This is a genomic window from Pantoea phytobeneficialis (assembly GCF_009728735.1).
Classification (GTDB): domain Bacteria; phylum Pseudomonadota; class Gammaproteobacteria; order Enterobacterales; family Enterobacteriaceae; genus Pantoea; species Pantoea phytobeneficialis.
In genome coordinates, this window is record NZ_CP024636.1 from 1,697,784 (window position 1) to 1,712,313 (window position 14,530).

Below are 14,530 nucleotides of genomic sequence, written 5' to 3' on the forward strand. Positions count from 1 at the left end.
TCCATGGCCGTACAACAGAATAAACCCACCCGTTCTAAGCGTGGTATGCGTCGTTCTCATGATGCTCTGACCACCACCACTCTGTCTGTAGATAAAGTTTCTGGCGAAACTCATCTGCGTCACCACATCACTGCGGATGGTTACTACCGCGGTCGCAAGGTTATCGCTAAGTAATTCTTGCGGTTACGCAAGGCGATACTTTGACACGTTTGACCCTGGCGATAGATGCCATGGGCGGGGATTTCGGTCCCTGCGTGACAGTGCCTGCAGCCTTGCAGGCACTGGCCTCTCATTCGCACCTGGTTCTCCTTCTGGTCGGTAATCCCGACACAATCATGCCATTACTTGCCAAAGCGGATTCCTCTGTAGCGGGGCGTGTGCAGGTGATCCCTGCCGAATCGGTTATTGCAAGTGATGCCAGACCCTCACAGGCGATTCGTAACAGTCGCGGCAGTTCCATGCGTATCGCGTTGGAGCTGGTGAAAGAGGGTAAGGCACAAGCCTGTGTCAGCGCGGGGAACACCGGCGCGCTGATGGGGTTAGCCAAATTGTTGCTCAAGCCGCTGGATGGCATTGAGCGCCCGGCGCTGATGACCGTTCTGCCACATCAGCAGCACGGCAAAACGGTGGTGCTGGATTTGGGCGCCAACGTAGAGTCCGACAGTGAAATGTTGGTGCAATTTGCGGTGATGGGTGCGGTGGTCGCCGAAGAAGTGCTTGCCATTAACCAGCCGCGCGTTGCGTTGCTCAATATCGGCCAGGAAGAGACCAAAGGTCTGGAAGCCATCCGCACAGCAGCGGCGGTGCTGCGGGAATCCCCGCAGATCAACTATATTGGTTACCTTGAGGGGAATGATCTCCTCACCGGCAAAACGGATGTGCTGGTTTGCGATGGCTTTGTTGGCAACGTCACGCTGAAAACGATGGAAGGTGTGGTAAGAATGTTTCTTTCGCTGCTTAAATCGTCAGGGGAAGGAAAAAAACGGGCCTGGTGGCTGAAGTGGCTGGGGCGCTGGATCCAAAAGCGTCTGGCGAAGCGTTTCGGTCACCTCAACCCCGACCAGTATAATGGCGCTTGTCTGTTAGGATTGCGCGGAACGGTGATCAAGAGCCACGGCGCGGCGAATCAACGTGCGTTTGCCGTAGCGATAGAACAGGCAGAGCAGGCGGTGCGGCGGCAAGTCCCGGAACGGATTGCTGCGCGCCTGGACACTGTATTAGCCAGGAGTGACAAAGCGTAGATGTTTACCAAAATTCTCGGTACGGGCAGTTATTTGCCCAGCCAGGTACGTACCAACGCGGATCTGGAAAAAATGGTGGAAACTTCGGACGAGTGGATTGTCACCCGTACCGGCATCCGTGAACGCCGCATTGCTGCGCCGGATGAAACTGTCGCCACAATGGGCTTTTCGGCAGCACAGCGCGCGCTGGAAATGGCGGGCGTTGCGGCGAGTGACGTGGGTCTGATTATTGTGGCGACCACCTCTTCGAGCCACGCATTCCCAAGCTCGGCCTGCATGATCCAGCAAATGCTGGAGATCAACGACTGTGCTGCGTTTGACCTTGCAGCCGCGTGCGCAGGTTTTACCTATGCCCTGAGCGTAGCCGATCAGTACATCAAAAATGGCGCAGTGAAACATGCGCTGGTGATCGGTGCGGATGCACTGGCACGCACGCTTGATCCCGCCGATCGTGGCACCATCATTCTGTTCGGTGATGGCGCGGGTGCGGTGGTTCTGGGCCAGAGCAGCGAACCGGGCATTCTTTCTACCCATCTGCATGCGGATGGTCGTTACGGTAAACTGCTGACGCTGCCATATCAGGACCGCGAGCAACAGGATCAACCTGCTTACCTGACGATGGCAGGCAACGAAGTCTTCAAAGTGGCGGTTACTGAACTGGCGCATATTGTGGATGAAACCTTGCAGGCCAACAATCTCGATCGCGAAATGCTCGATTGGCTGGTGCCGCATCAGGCTAATCTGCGCATTATCAGCGCCACGGCGAAAAAACTCGGTATGGGCATGGACAAAGTGGTGGTGACGCTGGATCGTCACGGTAACACCTCTGCGGCTTCTGTACCCAGTGCGCTGGATGAAGCGGTACGTGATGGTCGCATCAAACCGGGACAACTGATTCTGCTGGAGGCCTTTGGTGGTGGTTTCACCTGGGGTTCCTCGCTGGTTCGCTTTTGATTACAGGAACGAATGATGACGCAATTTGCTTTTGTGTTCCCCGGACAGGGATCACAGACTGTGGGCATGCTGGCTGACCTGGCCACTGAATACCCGCAGGTAGAGGCTACTTTCCGTGAAGCTTCAGACGCACTGGGTTATGACTTATGGCAGTTGGTTCAGCAGGGGCCGGCTGAGGAACTGAACAAAACCTGGCAGACACAGCCCGCGTTGCTGGCGGCTTCAGTTGCGATTTATCGCGTCTGGCAGAGCAAAAATGCGCCTCAACCTGCCATCATGGCTGGCCACAGTCTGGGTGAATACTCAGCGCTGGTCTGTGCGGGCGTACTGAATTTTGCCGATGCCATCAAACTGGTTGAGCTGCGTGGCAAACTGATGCAGGAAGCGGTGCCGGAAGGCACTGGCGCGATGCAGGCGATTATCGGACTTGATGATGCCGCCATTCGTAAAGCCTGTGAAGAGAGTGCGCAAGGCCAGGTGGTGTCGCCGGTTAACTTTAACTCGCCAGGCCAGGTGGTGATTGCGGGTAACAAAGAAGCCGTTGAGCGTGCAGGCGCTGCCTGTAAAGCCGCAGGGGCGAAACGTGCGCTGCCGTTACCTGTCAGCGTGCCATCTCACTGCGCGCTGATGAAGCCAGCGGCAGAGAAACTGGCGGTGGCACTGGAAGCGATCAACTTTAATAGCCCGTCAGTCCCGGTGGTTAACAACGTTGATGTGCAGTGTGAAACCTCAGACGAGGCGATTCGTAGCGCGCTGGTGCGTCAATTGTACAGTCCGGTACGCTGGACAGAAGCGGTTGAGTTTATGGCCGCGCAAGGCGTGACTCAGTTGCTGGAGATTGGTCCGGGTAAAGTGTTGACCGGTCTCACTAAACGTATTGTGGATACCCTGACCGCAGCCGCAGTGAACGATCCTGCTTCATTGACTGCTGCGCTTAGCCAGGAATAAGAGGAAAATCATGGGCTTTGAAGGTAAAGTTGCGCTGGTTACCGGCGCGAGCCGCGGTATTGGTCGCGCCATTGCGGAAACGCTGGCGGCACGCGGTGCCAAAGTGGTGGGAACTGCGACCAGTGAGAGCGGCGCGGAGGCAATCAGTGCTTACCTCGGCGACAGTGGTAAAGGTCTGCTGTTGAACGTGACCGATCCTGCTTCCATTGAGAGTGTGCTCGAGAAAGTGCGCGCAGAATTTGGCGAAGTGGACATTTTAGTCAATAATGCAGGCATTACGCGTGATAATTTACTGATGCGCATGAAAGACGATGAATGGGCGGATATCCTCGATACCAACCTGACGTCAGTTTTCCGTCTCTCGAAGGCGGTTATGCGTGCCATGATGAAGAAACGTGTGGGCCGTATCATTACCATCGGTTCTGTAGTTGGAACCATGGGTAACGCGGGCCAGGCAAACTATGCAGCAGCAAAAGCAGGTTTGATTGGCTTTAGCAAATCACTGGCGCGAGAAGTCGCGTCCCGTGGCATTACCGTAAACGTCGTGGCTCCGGGCTTTATTGAAACGGACATGACGCGTGCACTGAACGAAGATCAGCGCTCGGGCATTCTGGCGGAAGTTCCAGCAGGTCGCTTAGGTGATCCGCAGGAAATCGCCAATGCTGTTGCATTCTTAGCCTCTGACGAAGCCGCCTATATCACGGGTGAGACGCTACACGTCAATGGCGGTATGTACATGGTCTGATAATCACGAAATAATTTGCATTATTCGCGGTAAAAACCGCAGAATAGCGTAAAATCGTGGTTCGACCAGCCGGGATTTTGTTGCATCTTTTTCAACATTTTATACACTACGAAAACCATCGCGAAAGCGAGTTTTGATAGGAAATTTAATAGCATGAGCGACATTCAGGATAGAGTTAAGAAGATCATCATCGAGCAGTTGGGCGTGAAACCGGAAGAAGTGACTAATGAAAAGTCTTTCGTTGACGACCTGGGTGCTGATTCTCTTGACACCGTTGAACTGGTTATGGCTCTGGAAGAAGAGTTCGATACCGAGATTCCAGACGAAGAAGCTGAGAAAATCACTACCGTTCAGGCAGCGATCGACTACATCACTAGCCACCAAGGCTAATGAATATCCTTCAGGCGGTCGCTCGACCGCCTGAGTTTTATAGTTTGTCCCACATAGCTTTTTTTTATCCCTCCCTGGAGGACGAACGTGTCTAAGCGTCGTGTAGTTGTGACCGGTCTTGGCATGTTGTCTCCTGTCGGCAATACCGTAGAGTCTACCTGGAGTGCTCTCCTTGCCGGTCAGAGCGGCATTACCCTGATCGACCATTTTGATACCAGTGCCTATGCAACACGTTTTGCAGGTTTGGTAAGAGATTTTGATTGTGATGAATTCATCTCGCGCAAAGATCAGCGCAAGATGGATGATTTCATCCAATATGGCATCGTTGCTGGCATACAGGCTATGCAGGACTCCGGTCTGGTCGTAACTGAAGAAAATGCTGGTCGTTTTGGTGCGGCGATTGGTTCCGGCATCGGCGGATTGGGTTTGATTGAAGAAAACCATTCCTCGCTGGTCAATGGCGGTCCCCGCAAAATCAGCCCGTTCTTTGTGCCTTCTACCATTGTAAACATGGTCGCGGGTCATCTTACGATTATGTATGGCCTGAAAGGTCCGAGCATCTCTATCGCCACGGCCTGTACTTCGGGTGTACATAACATTGGTCATGCGGCACGCATCATTGCTTACAACGATGCTGATGTCATGCTGGCCGGTGGTGCAGAAAAAGCCAGTACCCCTCTGGGTGTCGGTGGCTTTGGTGCGGCGCGTGCACTCTCCACCCGTAACGATAATCCGCAGGCGGCAAGCCGTCCGTGGGACAAAGATCGTGATGGTTTTGTGCTGGGTGACGGAGCAGGCATTGTGGTGCTGGAAGAGTATGAGCACGCGAAGAAACGCGGTGCGAAGATTTATGCTGAAATTGTCGGTTTCGGCATGAGCAGCGATGCTTACCACATGACCTCTCCGCCGGAAAACGGCGCAGGCGCGGCGCTGGCTATGGTCAACGCTCTGCGTGATGCACAGTTGAATCCGGAACAGATCGGTTACGTCAACGCGCATGGCACCTCAACGCCAGCCGGTGATAAAGCGGAAGCGCAGGCGGTGAAATCGGTCTTTGGTACGGCAGCCAGCTCTGTGATGGTCAGCTCAACCAAATCGATGACGGGTCACCTGTTGGGTGCTGCGGGCGCGGTAGAATCTATCTACTCAATCCTGGCATTGCGCGATCAGGCAATTCCACCGACCATCAACCTCGATAACCCTGATGAAGGCTGTGATCTGGACTTCGTGCCACACACGGCGCGTCAGGTGAGTGGTCTGGAATACACGCTGTGTAACTCCTTCGGTTTCGGTGGAACCAACGGTTCACTGATTTTCCGCAAAGTGTAAGTCACATCGTTCCAGACAGAGGCCCGCAATGCGGGCCTTTTTTATATTTTGTCACGCAGTTGCATAGAATCTTACGGCCTTCAATGCTATTCAAAGCAAGGTCAATTGATTGAGGTCGTTATGATGTGGATAAATGGCGCAGAACAGACGCAACTGACCGCGCGCGATCGGGCGGTGCAATTCGGTGATGGCTGTTTTACCACGGCGGCGGTACAGCAGGGCGAGATCCAACTGTTTGCGGCGCATTTGCAACGTCTGAAACAGGGTTGTGAGCGGTTGCTGATGGCTGAACCTGACTGGCAGCAGCTCGAAGCGGAAATGCGCGTTGCCGCGCACAACCAACAACAGGCGGTGTTAAAAGTCATATTGACCCCAGGCGCAGGTGGACGCGGTTATAGCCGTGCAGGATGCAGCGCCCCAACACGTATTCTCTCACTTTCCCCCTGGCCGCAGCATTATCAGGCGCTACAACAGCAGGGCGTACGTCTGGTAACCAGCCCGGTACGACTGGGACGTAACCCGCTGTTGGCGGGGATCAAACACCTCAACCGACTGGAGCAAGTGCTGATTCGCCATCATCTTGACCAGACCGACGCCGACGAGGCGCTGGTGCTTGACACTGAGGGGACGGTGGTGGAATGCTGTGCGGCCAATTTATTCTGGCGTGAGGGCGACACCGTCTTCACGCCGCGACTTGAACAGGCTGGCGTTGCCGGGATTATGCGGCGTTATCTGATGGCGCAGATGGCAGCCGCAGGTCAGGATTGTCAGTTGATTGATGGCAGCAGAGAGAGGCTACTCGCCGCAGATGAAGTGGTGATATGCAATGCCCTGATGCCAGTTTTACCCGTGCGTAGCATTGACGACATTACGTTTAGCGCACGTTCGCTGTACCAGCAACTGCTCGCCAGTTGCCAGAAAATGGAAGCATCATGACTCGAATGAAAAAAATTATCGCCGGCGCCACGGTGATTATTGGCCTCGCTGCGGCCTTTAGCTATTGGCAGATTGAACGTTTCGCCGATACACCTTTGACGTTGCACCAGGAAACCATTTTCACCCTGCCTGCGGGCACTGGCCGGGTGGCGCTGGAAGCGCAACTGGAGAGCGAACATGTTATCGCGCCGAGCCTGTGGTTTGGTCCCTTATTAAAGCTGGAGCCGGAACTGGCGCGCTTTAAGGCCGGTACTTATCGACTGGAAAGCAATATGACCGTCCGTCAATTGCTGGAATTGCTGGCGAGTGGTAAAGAAGCGCAGTTCCCGGTCCGTTTTGTGGAAGGTTCTCGCCTCAAGGAGTGGCTGGCGCAGTTGCGTGCCGCACCTTATCTGAAGCACACCCTGAAAGATGACCAGTTCGCGACGGTGGCTGCGGCACTGAAACTCGATGCTAACCAGCTTGAAGGCGGATTCTATCCTGATACTTATCTGTATACCGCCAACACCAGTGACGTCGCGTTGCTGGAGCGCGCCCATGCGCGGATGAACAAACTGGTGGATGAGATCTGGCAAGGTCGCATGGATAATCTGCCCTATAAAAAGGAGCAGGATCTGGTGACGATGGCGTCGATCATCGAGAAAGAAACCGGCGTCAGTGAAGAACGTGCACGCGTCGCCTCGGTGTTTATCAACCGTCTGCGGATTGGCATGAAGTTGCAGACGGATCCCACGGTGATTTATGGCCTGGGTGATAACTACACCGGTACTATCACGCGTAAAGATCTCGACACGCCAACCGATTACAATACCTATACCATCAGCGGTATGCCGCCGGGGCCGATTGCGATGCCGGGCCGGGCTTCACTTGAAGCGGCAGCACACCCGGAAAAAACCAATTACCTCTATTTTGTTGCGGATGGCAAAGGTGGTCACACCTTCACCACCAATCTGGTCAGCCATAATAAAGCCGTGCAGGCGTATCGGCTGGCAATGAAGGAAAAAAATGAAAAGTAAGTTTATCGTCATTGAAGGCCTTGAAGGGGCAGGCAAAACCACCGCGCGTGATGCGGTGGTCGAGGTACTGCGCGAGCAGGGCATTGATGATCTGGTGTTTACCCGTGAGCCGGGCGGCACGCCGCTGGCGGAGCAGTTGCGCGTGCTGGTTAAGCAGGGCATTGATGACGAGCAGGTGACGGACAAAGCCGAATTGTTGATGTTGTATGCGGCACGCGTGCAACTGGTGGAAAACGTGATTAAGCCAGCTCTGGCACGGGGTGCCTGGGTGATCGGCGACCGTCATGATCTCTCGTCGCAGGCCTATCAGGGCGGTGGACGCGGCCTCGACACGCAATTGATGACGACGCTGCGTGATGCGGTGCTGGGCGAGTTTCGCCCGGACTGCACGCTGTACCTCGATGTCACACCGGAAATTGGTTTGCAGCGTGCGCGTGCGCGCGGTGAACTAGACAGGATTGAACAGGAATCGCTGCGCTTTTTTGAGCGCACCCGCGAGCGTTATCTGGCCCTGGCGGCCGAGGATCCAACCATTATCACCATCGATGCCACTCAAACATTGCCGCAGGTGACCGCGTCAATCAAAGCGGCGGTGCAGCGCTGGCTGGTGGGTCAGACGGCATGAACTGGTATCCGTGGCTGAATCAACCCTATCGGCGCATCATTACCCGGCATCAGAGCGGCCAGGCGCACCATGCGCTGCTGATTCAGGCGATTGAAGGGATGGGTGATGATGCTCTGGTATGGGGTGTCAGCCGCTGGCTGATGTGCCAGCAACCGGAAGGGTTGAAGAGTTGTGGACACTGCCACGGCTGTCAGTTGATGCAGGCGCAGACGCACCCGGATTGGTATCGACTCGAAGCCGAGAAAGGCAAATCCTCGTTGGGGATAGATGCAGTGCGTGATGTGACGGAAAAACTCTACCATTTTGCCCAGCAGGGTGGGGCCAAAGTGGTGTGGTTGCCGGATGCGGCGCAGTTGACCGAAGCGGCGGCCAATGCCTTGTTGAAGACCCTGGAGGAGCCACCCGCCAATACCTGGTTTTTCCTCAGTACCCGCGAACCCTCGCGCCTGCTTGCCACGCTGCGTAGCCGTTGTATGACCTGGCATCTGTCGCCACCCGATGAAATCCACAGCCTGCAATGGCTGCAAAAGCAGATTTCGCAGCCGGAAGAGACGTTGCGTGCGGCGTTGCGTTTAAGTAACGGTGCGCCTGCGGCGGCGTTGACCTTGTTGCAGCCTGAGCGCTGGCAGACCCGCGAGACGTTGTGTAATGCGCTGGCGGGTGCGTTGCAGCAGGACATCCTGCAACTGTTGCCATGCCTGAATAGCGATGACGTTGCTGACCGTCTCGCCTGGCTCCTCTCGTTGCTGGTCGATGCGATGAAGGTGCAACAAGGCGCGAGTCGCTGGCTGAGCAATGGCGATCGTCCCGATGTGGTGACGTTACTGGCGCAGCAATTAAACAGCAACGCCCTGAATGCCAGCGTGCAGTTGTGGATGCAGTGCCGCGAGCAACTGCAACAGGTGGCGGCGCTCAATCGTGAATTAATGTTGACCGATCGCCTGTTGAGCTGGAGTCGTCTGCTCAGCCCGGCCACCTTCGGATAACGCTAAAAAGAGAGAAGTATGTTTATTGTTGATTCCCACTGCCATCTCGATGGCCTGGATTATGAAAAGCAGCATCGTGACCTGGATGATGTGATCGCCAAAGCGGCGGCACGCGATGTGAAATTTATGCTGGCAATTGCCACCACCTTACCGGATTACCACACCCTGAAAGCGCTGGTGGGTGAGCGCGACAACATTGCGCTGGCCTGCGGGGTGCATCCGCTTAATCAGGAAACGCCGTACGATGTTGAAGAGTTTCGTCGTCTGGCGGCGGAAGATCAGGTGATCGCGTTGGGTGAAACCGGCCTCGATTATTTCTATCAGCAGGAAACCAAAGCGCAGCAGCAGGCTTCATTCCGTGAGCATATCCGTACCGGGATTGCGCTTAACAAGCCGATTATCGTTCATACCCGCGACGCGCGTGAAGACACGCTGGCAATCCTGCGCGAGGAACAGGTGGAGAAGTGCGGCGGCGTGTTGCACTGTTTCACCGAAGATCGGGAAACAGCAGAGAAACTGCTGGATATGGGCTTCTATATCTCCTTTTCCGGAATTTTGACGTTCCGTAATGCCGAGCAGATCCGCGATGCGGCGCGTTATGTGCCGCTCGACCGGATGCTGGTCGAAACCGATTCACCTTATCTGGCACCGGTGCCGCATCGTGGCAAAGAGAACCAACCGGCGTTTACCCGCGATGTCGCTGATTATATGGCGGTACTGAAGGGCGTCGATATTGAAACGCTGGCAGCCGCAACCACCGAAAATTTCTCCCGCCTGTTTCATGTCCCGATGAGCCGCTTGGGCGGTTAAGACACTTTATTTCAAACTCTGTAATTAATCAGAAATTCATCAGACTGGCTGTGCCTGAAAGGGCACAGCCAGTCATTTATTGTCGTAAATAGCAGCAAGTCAGTCAGAATTACCTGAAAGCCGAACAGTGGCATGAGCGAAACGTGATAGCCGTCAAAGTAAGAAAATTCTATTTATTTTACTCTTCGTAATAAATCAAAAGACGCTCAGCGTCATCCCGGTAGAGGGGCCTCCCCCCTCTGCCACGCGCACTGCGCGAAATGCACTCATACTCAGGAGCTTCACGCTATGTTCAAGAACGCATTTGCGAACCTGCAAAAGGTAGGTAAATCGCTGATGTTACCGGTGTCGGTATTGCCGATCGCCGGTATTTTATTAGGTGTTGGTTCTGCCAACTTCAGCTGGTTACCTGCGGTGGTATCGCATGTGATGGCCGAGGCTGGCGGTTCGGTGTTTGCCAACATGCCGCTGATTTTTGCCATCGGTGTGGCGCTCGGCTTTACCAACAACGACGGCGTCTCTGCGCTGGCGGCGGTGGTGGCTTACGGCATTATGGTGAAAACCATGGCAGTCGTGGCCCCGTTGGTGCTGCATCTGCCTGCGGCTGAAATCGAGGCGAAACATCTGGCCGATACCGGCGTACTAGGCGGGATTATCGCCGGTGCGATCGCGGCGTATATGTTTAACCGCTTCTACCGTATCAAGCTGCCGGAATACCTTGGCTTCTTTGCCGGTAAACGCTTTGTGCCGATTATCTCTGGCCTGGCGGCTATCGTACTGGGTGTGCTGCTGTCCTTCATCTGGCCACCGGTGGGTACCGCGATTCAGGACTTCTCGCAATGGGCGGCTTATCAGAACCCGGTGGTTGCTTTCGGTATCTATGGCGTGGTTGAACGTGCGCTGGTGCCGTTTGGTCTGCACCATATCTGGAACGTACCTTTCCAGATGCAGATTGGTGAATTCACCAACGCGGCAGGCCAGGTGTTCCACGGTGACATTCCGCGTTATATGGCCGGTGACCCGACTGCGGGCAAACTGTCTGGCGGCTTCCTGTTCAAAATGTATGGTCTGCCAGCCGCTGCTATCGCTATCTGGCATTCAGCTAAACCAGAAAACCGCGCCAAAGTGGGCGGTATCATGATCTCCGCTGCGCTGACCTCGTTCCTGACCGGTATCACCGAGCCGATCGAGTTCTCCTTTATGTTCGTGGCACCGATCCTGTATGTGATTCACGCCATTCTGGCTGGTCTGGCATTCCCGATCTGTATTCTGCTCGGTATGCGTGATGGCACCAGCTTCTCACACGGTCTGATCGACTTTATCGTGCTGAGCGGCAACAGCAGCAAAATCTGGCTGTTCCCGATTGTCGGTATCATCTACGGTCTGATCTACTACACCGTATTCCGCGTGCTGATTGCCAAGCTGAACCTGAAAACGCCGGGTCGTGAAGATAACGCCGTTGAGCAGAGCAGCGCGACCGGTAGTGAAATGGCGGGTAAGTTGGTTACTGCATTCGGTGGTAAAGAGAACATCACAAACCTTGATGCCTGTATTACCCGTCTGCGCGTCAGCGTGGCTGATGTGGGCAAAGTTGACCAGACTGAACTGAAAAGCCTCGGCGCGCGTGGCGTGGTGGTGGCAGGTTCCGGTGTTCAGGCGATTTTCGGCACCAAGTCCGATAACCTGAAAACTGAAATGGATGACTATATCCGTAATATGTAATCACTCCGACGAGTGATAAACAACGGCCCCCAATGTGGGGGCCGTTTTGTTATAAATACACCCGTAAATACTCTGTCAGGCACAGCAGCGCCATCGCCTGACCATAAGGCATCGACGTCAGGGGCACCTGACGGTAATAGTCCAAATCGTTACCCATCGCCGTACCAAACGACACCTGCTTCAGCTCGCCATCGTCATCAATATTGGCAATCACGCCACGTAACGCCTTTTCCGCGACAGGCAAATAGTCGCGTGACAGATAGCGTTTGCGCACCGCTTTCAGGATGCCATAGGCAAAACCGGCAGTGGCGGAGGCTTCGGGGTAACTGTGTGGATCGTCCAGGAGGGTATGCCACAGGCCGCTGCTGTGCTGGCAGTCGGCCAGCGCTTTGACCTGGCTTTCCAGCACCTGAAGCAGGAAACGACGCGTGGCGTGCTGCTCCGGCCAGTTCATCAGTTCGAGGAAATCCGGGATGACAATGGTGACCCAACTGTTGCCGCGCGCCCAGCGCGCGGCGGCAAAGTTGTGGCGGCCGGCGAAATTCCAGCCGTGGAACCATAAACCGGTCTGACGATCCATCAGGTATTGGGTATGGAGAAGAAACTGGAAACTCGCTTCTTCAACAAATTCCGGCCGTTCCAGCAACTGACCAATCTTCGCCAGCGCCATCACGCTCATCATCAGGGTATCGTCCCACAACTGCTGGGTATTTTCGTTGTTATAGACGATGTGCTGCAATCCACCGTTTTCGGTACGTGGCATCTCATACATTACCCATTCCGCCCAGCGCTCCAGTACCGGTCGCCAGGCTGCATTGCGCGTCTCTTCATAGCGGTATGCCAGCGTCAAAAACGGACAGACGGTGTTGACGTTCTTGGTGGGGGTGCCTTCTGCCAGGCGGGTGCTGAACCAGTCATCGATGATCTGCAACGTGCCCAGGTCGCCTGTCTGCTGATAAAAATGCAGCATGCCATACAGCCCGATACCGTGCGTCCACTCCCAACCTGCCCAGCCTTTGGTATCAATTACGCGGCCATCATCGAGGCGCAGCAGAAATTCGCCGCTTTCGTCGCGGATATTGACCAGATTTTGCGTTAACTGATGGATCAGCTGCACCAATTCCTTACGCGGCAGCAGATACTCGGGCTGACGTAACAAGTCGCTATGTTTTACCGGAAATACGGTCATGATCTATTCCTATCGTTTTGAAGGGGCAGGGAGAGGATGTAGCGCGCTGGCTTTTCGCGGTAAAGGCGGTGCCGCGGGCTTAAGGCGATTGAGGTAGCCAACGTTGTTGTTACCCCATAAATGTTCGTAGGGCATCCCCGCCAGCGTTTCGACAATCTCGCGTGCTTCCGGGGTGATACGCTCCGGCACTGGACGCCCGGCATCACGCATCTTCAGCGTCTCTTCACGCAACACGGTGTGGGTATGCAGATTGAGTTTAAAGCGCAGCGACACCAGAAAACCGCAGGTCAGTACGCAGACGGTGCCGATACTGAGGATCGCCAGAATGGTGTGGCTTACCGCCGGTACCTGCGTGGTATGCCCGGAAACAAATCCCGCCAGTTGCAACACGATGCCAACCAGCATGACGGCTCCGGCCTGAGAGGCTTTGCGGGTCAGCGTCATAATGCCGGCAAAGATCCCTTCACGGCGCTGACCGGTGACCACTTCATCCACATCGGCGATATAGGTGTAGGTATTCCAGGGCACATAGTTGATGCCACCCCGTCCCAGTCCGGCCAGGCCGGAAATCAGCACCAGCAGCGCCATGTTGTTATTCATGCCGGTGTACCACAGGCCTGCATAGGAGAGGGCGCTCAGGCCGAACAGTATCACCACCAGACGATACGCCGGTGCCGGTCCCAGGCGGATGCACAGTGGGATCATCGCCATCACCGCGATAAATTGCAGCACCGCCATGGTGCCCATCAGGCTGGAAGCAATCTGCGCGCTTTGCATTAACACGAATACCACGTACCAGGTGAAGACCGCGTTAAACACGTCCTGCGCGATGTAGCCACCGAGATACATGCCGAGATGCTGACGGAAGATACGAATGCGCAGCGTCGAACCGAGTTCGATGTAGAGGCGTTTCAGACTTTGCCACAGCGACAGGCCGGATTTCTCCTGCTCGGCACGCAGGGATTCCGCTGAAAAATCATCCGGGTGGCGCTCCCAGGTAAAGCGCCACACCAGCGTCAGCACCAGGGCGCAAATCACCGCGAACACCAGGCTGGCATAGAAGAACGACAGCGGATTTTCTTTGCCGAACCAGCCAATCAGGATACCCGGCAGAAACGCCGCCAAAATCGCCGACAGCTGCGCCAGGGCGATGCGTGCGCCCGAGAAGCGAGTTTTCTGTTTGAAATCATCGGTCATCTCCGGCACCAGCGTTTCGTAGGGCACCAGAATCATGGTGTAGACAATATCGAACAACAAATAGGTCAGCAGATACCACCAGAAACTCATGTCGGCGATCCACATCAGGCTATAGCTGAAGACGCAGGGGATACCGAGCATGATAAAGAACTTGCGGCGACCAAAGCGTTTACCCAGCCAGGTGGAGCCGAAGTTATCGGTGAGAAAACCCATTAACGGACTGACCAGCGCATCCAGCACGCGCGCGGCAGCAAAGATAAAGGTGGCTTCGATAGGGGTCAGTCCACAAAACGTGGTGTAGAAATACAGCAGCCAGGCGGCAGTCAGCGCCGTGGTGCCTGCGCCGAGGAAATCCCCGGAGCCATATGCCAGATAGTGGCCCAAACCAATCTTACGTGAGCGCATTGCAGGTACTCCCTGAGACAAATGTGGTGTACATCCC

15 protein-coding genes are annotated in these 14,530 nt (G+C 55.2%); 13 read left to right on the forward strand and 2 right to left on the reverse strand.

Features of this window, described 5'->3' with window-relative positions:
* Positions 1-3: 3 nt before the first annotated feature.
* The 13 genes from rpmF to ptsG all read left to right on the forward strand — a co-directional run bounded on the left by rpmF (position 4) and on the right by ptsG (position 11,702).
* Complete coding sequence (gene rpmF / locus CTZ24_RS07890) at positions 4-174, forward strand: 50S ribosomal protein L32 (protein ID WP_013508656.1); 171 nt, start codon at positions 4-6, stop codon at positions 172-174.
* Positions 175-200: 26 nt separating this feature from the next.
* Positions 201-1,241: a phosphate acyltransferase PlsX gene (plsX, locus tag CTZ24_RS07895; RefSeq protein WP_021185600.1), complete on the forward strand. Its 1,041-nt coding sequence runs from the start codon at positions 201-203 to the stop codon at positions 1,239-1,241.
* On the forward strand, positions 1,242-2,195 hold the full coding sequence (locus tag CTZ24_RS07900) for a beta-ketoacyl-ACP synthase III (protein WP_208725245.1): 954 nt from the start codon (positions 1,242-1,244) through the stop codon (positions 2,193-2,195).
* A gap of 15 nt (positions 2,196-2,210) precedes the next feature.
* The gene (gene fabD, locus CTZ24_RS07905; protein WP_208725518.1) at positions 2,211-3,143 is read left to right on the forward strand and encodes an ACP S-malonyltransferase; all 933 of its coding nucleotides are present in this window, start codon (positions 2,211-2,213) and stop codon (positions 3,141-3,143) included.
* A 10-nt stretch (positions 3,144-3,153) separates the two neighbouring features.
* A complete protein-coding gene (gene fabG / locus CTZ24_RS07910) occupies positions 3,154-3,888 on the forward strand; it encodes a 3-oxoacyl-ACP reductase FabG (RefSeq protein ID WP_021185603.1) in 735 nt (244 codons plus the stop codon).
* 153 nt (positions 3,889-4,041) lie between these two features.
* Positions 4,042-4,278 carry an acyl carrier protein gene (gene acpP / locus CTZ24_RS07915; RefSeq protein WP_208725246.1) on the forward strand — a complete coding sequence of 79 codons (237 nt, stop codon included), beginning with the start codon at positions 4,042-4,044 and terminating at the stop codon, positions 4,276-4,278.
* A gap of 87 nt (positions 4,279-4,365) precedes the next feature.
* Entirely contained in the window at positions 4,366-5,607 is a 1,242-nt protein-coding gene (fabF, locus tag CTZ24_RS07920; protein WP_208725247.1) for a beta-ketoacyl-ACP synthase II, read from the forward strand.
* 120 nt (positions 5,608-5,727) lie between these two features.
* Complete coding sequence (pabC, locus tag CTZ24_RS07925; RefSeq protein WP_208725248.1) at positions 5,728-6,543, forward strand: aminodeoxychorismate lyase; 816 nt, start codon at positions 5,728-5,730, stop codon at positions 6,541-6,543.
* Complete coding sequence (gene mltG / locus CTZ24_RS07930; RefSeq protein ID WP_208725249.1) at positions 6,540-7,559, forward strand: endolytic transglycosylase MltG; 1,020 nt, start codon at positions 6,540-6,542, stop codon at positions 7,557-7,559. The genes pabC and mltG overlap by 4 nt, the downstream gene beginning before the upstream one ends.
* Positions 7,549-8,184, forward strand: coding sequence for a dTMP kinase (gene tmk / locus CTZ24_RS07935; RefSeq protein WP_208725250.1), 636 nt, complete (start codon positions 7,549-7,551; stop codon positions 8,182-8,184). Before mltG ends, tmk begins: the two co-directional genes overlap by 11 nt.
* Positions 8,181-9,170, forward strand: coding sequence for a DNA polymerase III subunit delta' (holB, locus tag CTZ24_RS07940; RefSeq protein WP_208725251.1), 990 nt, complete (start codon positions 8,181-8,183; stop codon positions 9,168-9,170). Before tmk ends, holB begins: the two co-directional genes overlap by 4 nt.
* An 18-nt stretch (positions 9,171-9,188) precedes the next feature.
* A complete protein-coding gene (locus CTZ24_RS07945; protein ID WP_021185611.1) occupies positions 9,189-9,980 on the forward strand; it encodes a metal-dependent hydrolase in 792 nt (263 codons plus the stop codon).
* Positions 9,981-10,268: 288 nt separating this feature from the next.
* Complete coding sequence (ptsG, locus tag CTZ24_RS07950; RefSeq protein WP_021185612.1) at positions 10,269-11,702, forward strand: PTS glucose transporter subunit IIBC; 1,434 nt, start codon at positions 10,269-10,271, stop codon at positions 11,700-11,702.
* Positions 11,703-11,751: 49 nt separating this feature from the next.
* On the opposite strand, the gene bglB is transcribed toward ptsG, so the two are convergent.
* Entirely contained in the window at positions 11,752-12,891 is a 1,140-nt protein-coding gene (bglB, locus tag CTZ24_RS07955) for a beta-galactosidase BglB (RefSeq protein WP_208725252.1), read from the reverse strand.
* A gap of 9 nt (positions 12,892-12,900) precedes the next feature.
* Entirely contained in the window at positions 12,901-14,493 is a 1,593-nt protein-coding gene (locus CTZ24_RS07960) for an MFS transporter (protein WP_208725253.1), read from the reverse strand.
* Positions 14,494-14,530 lie beyond the last annotated feature (37 nt).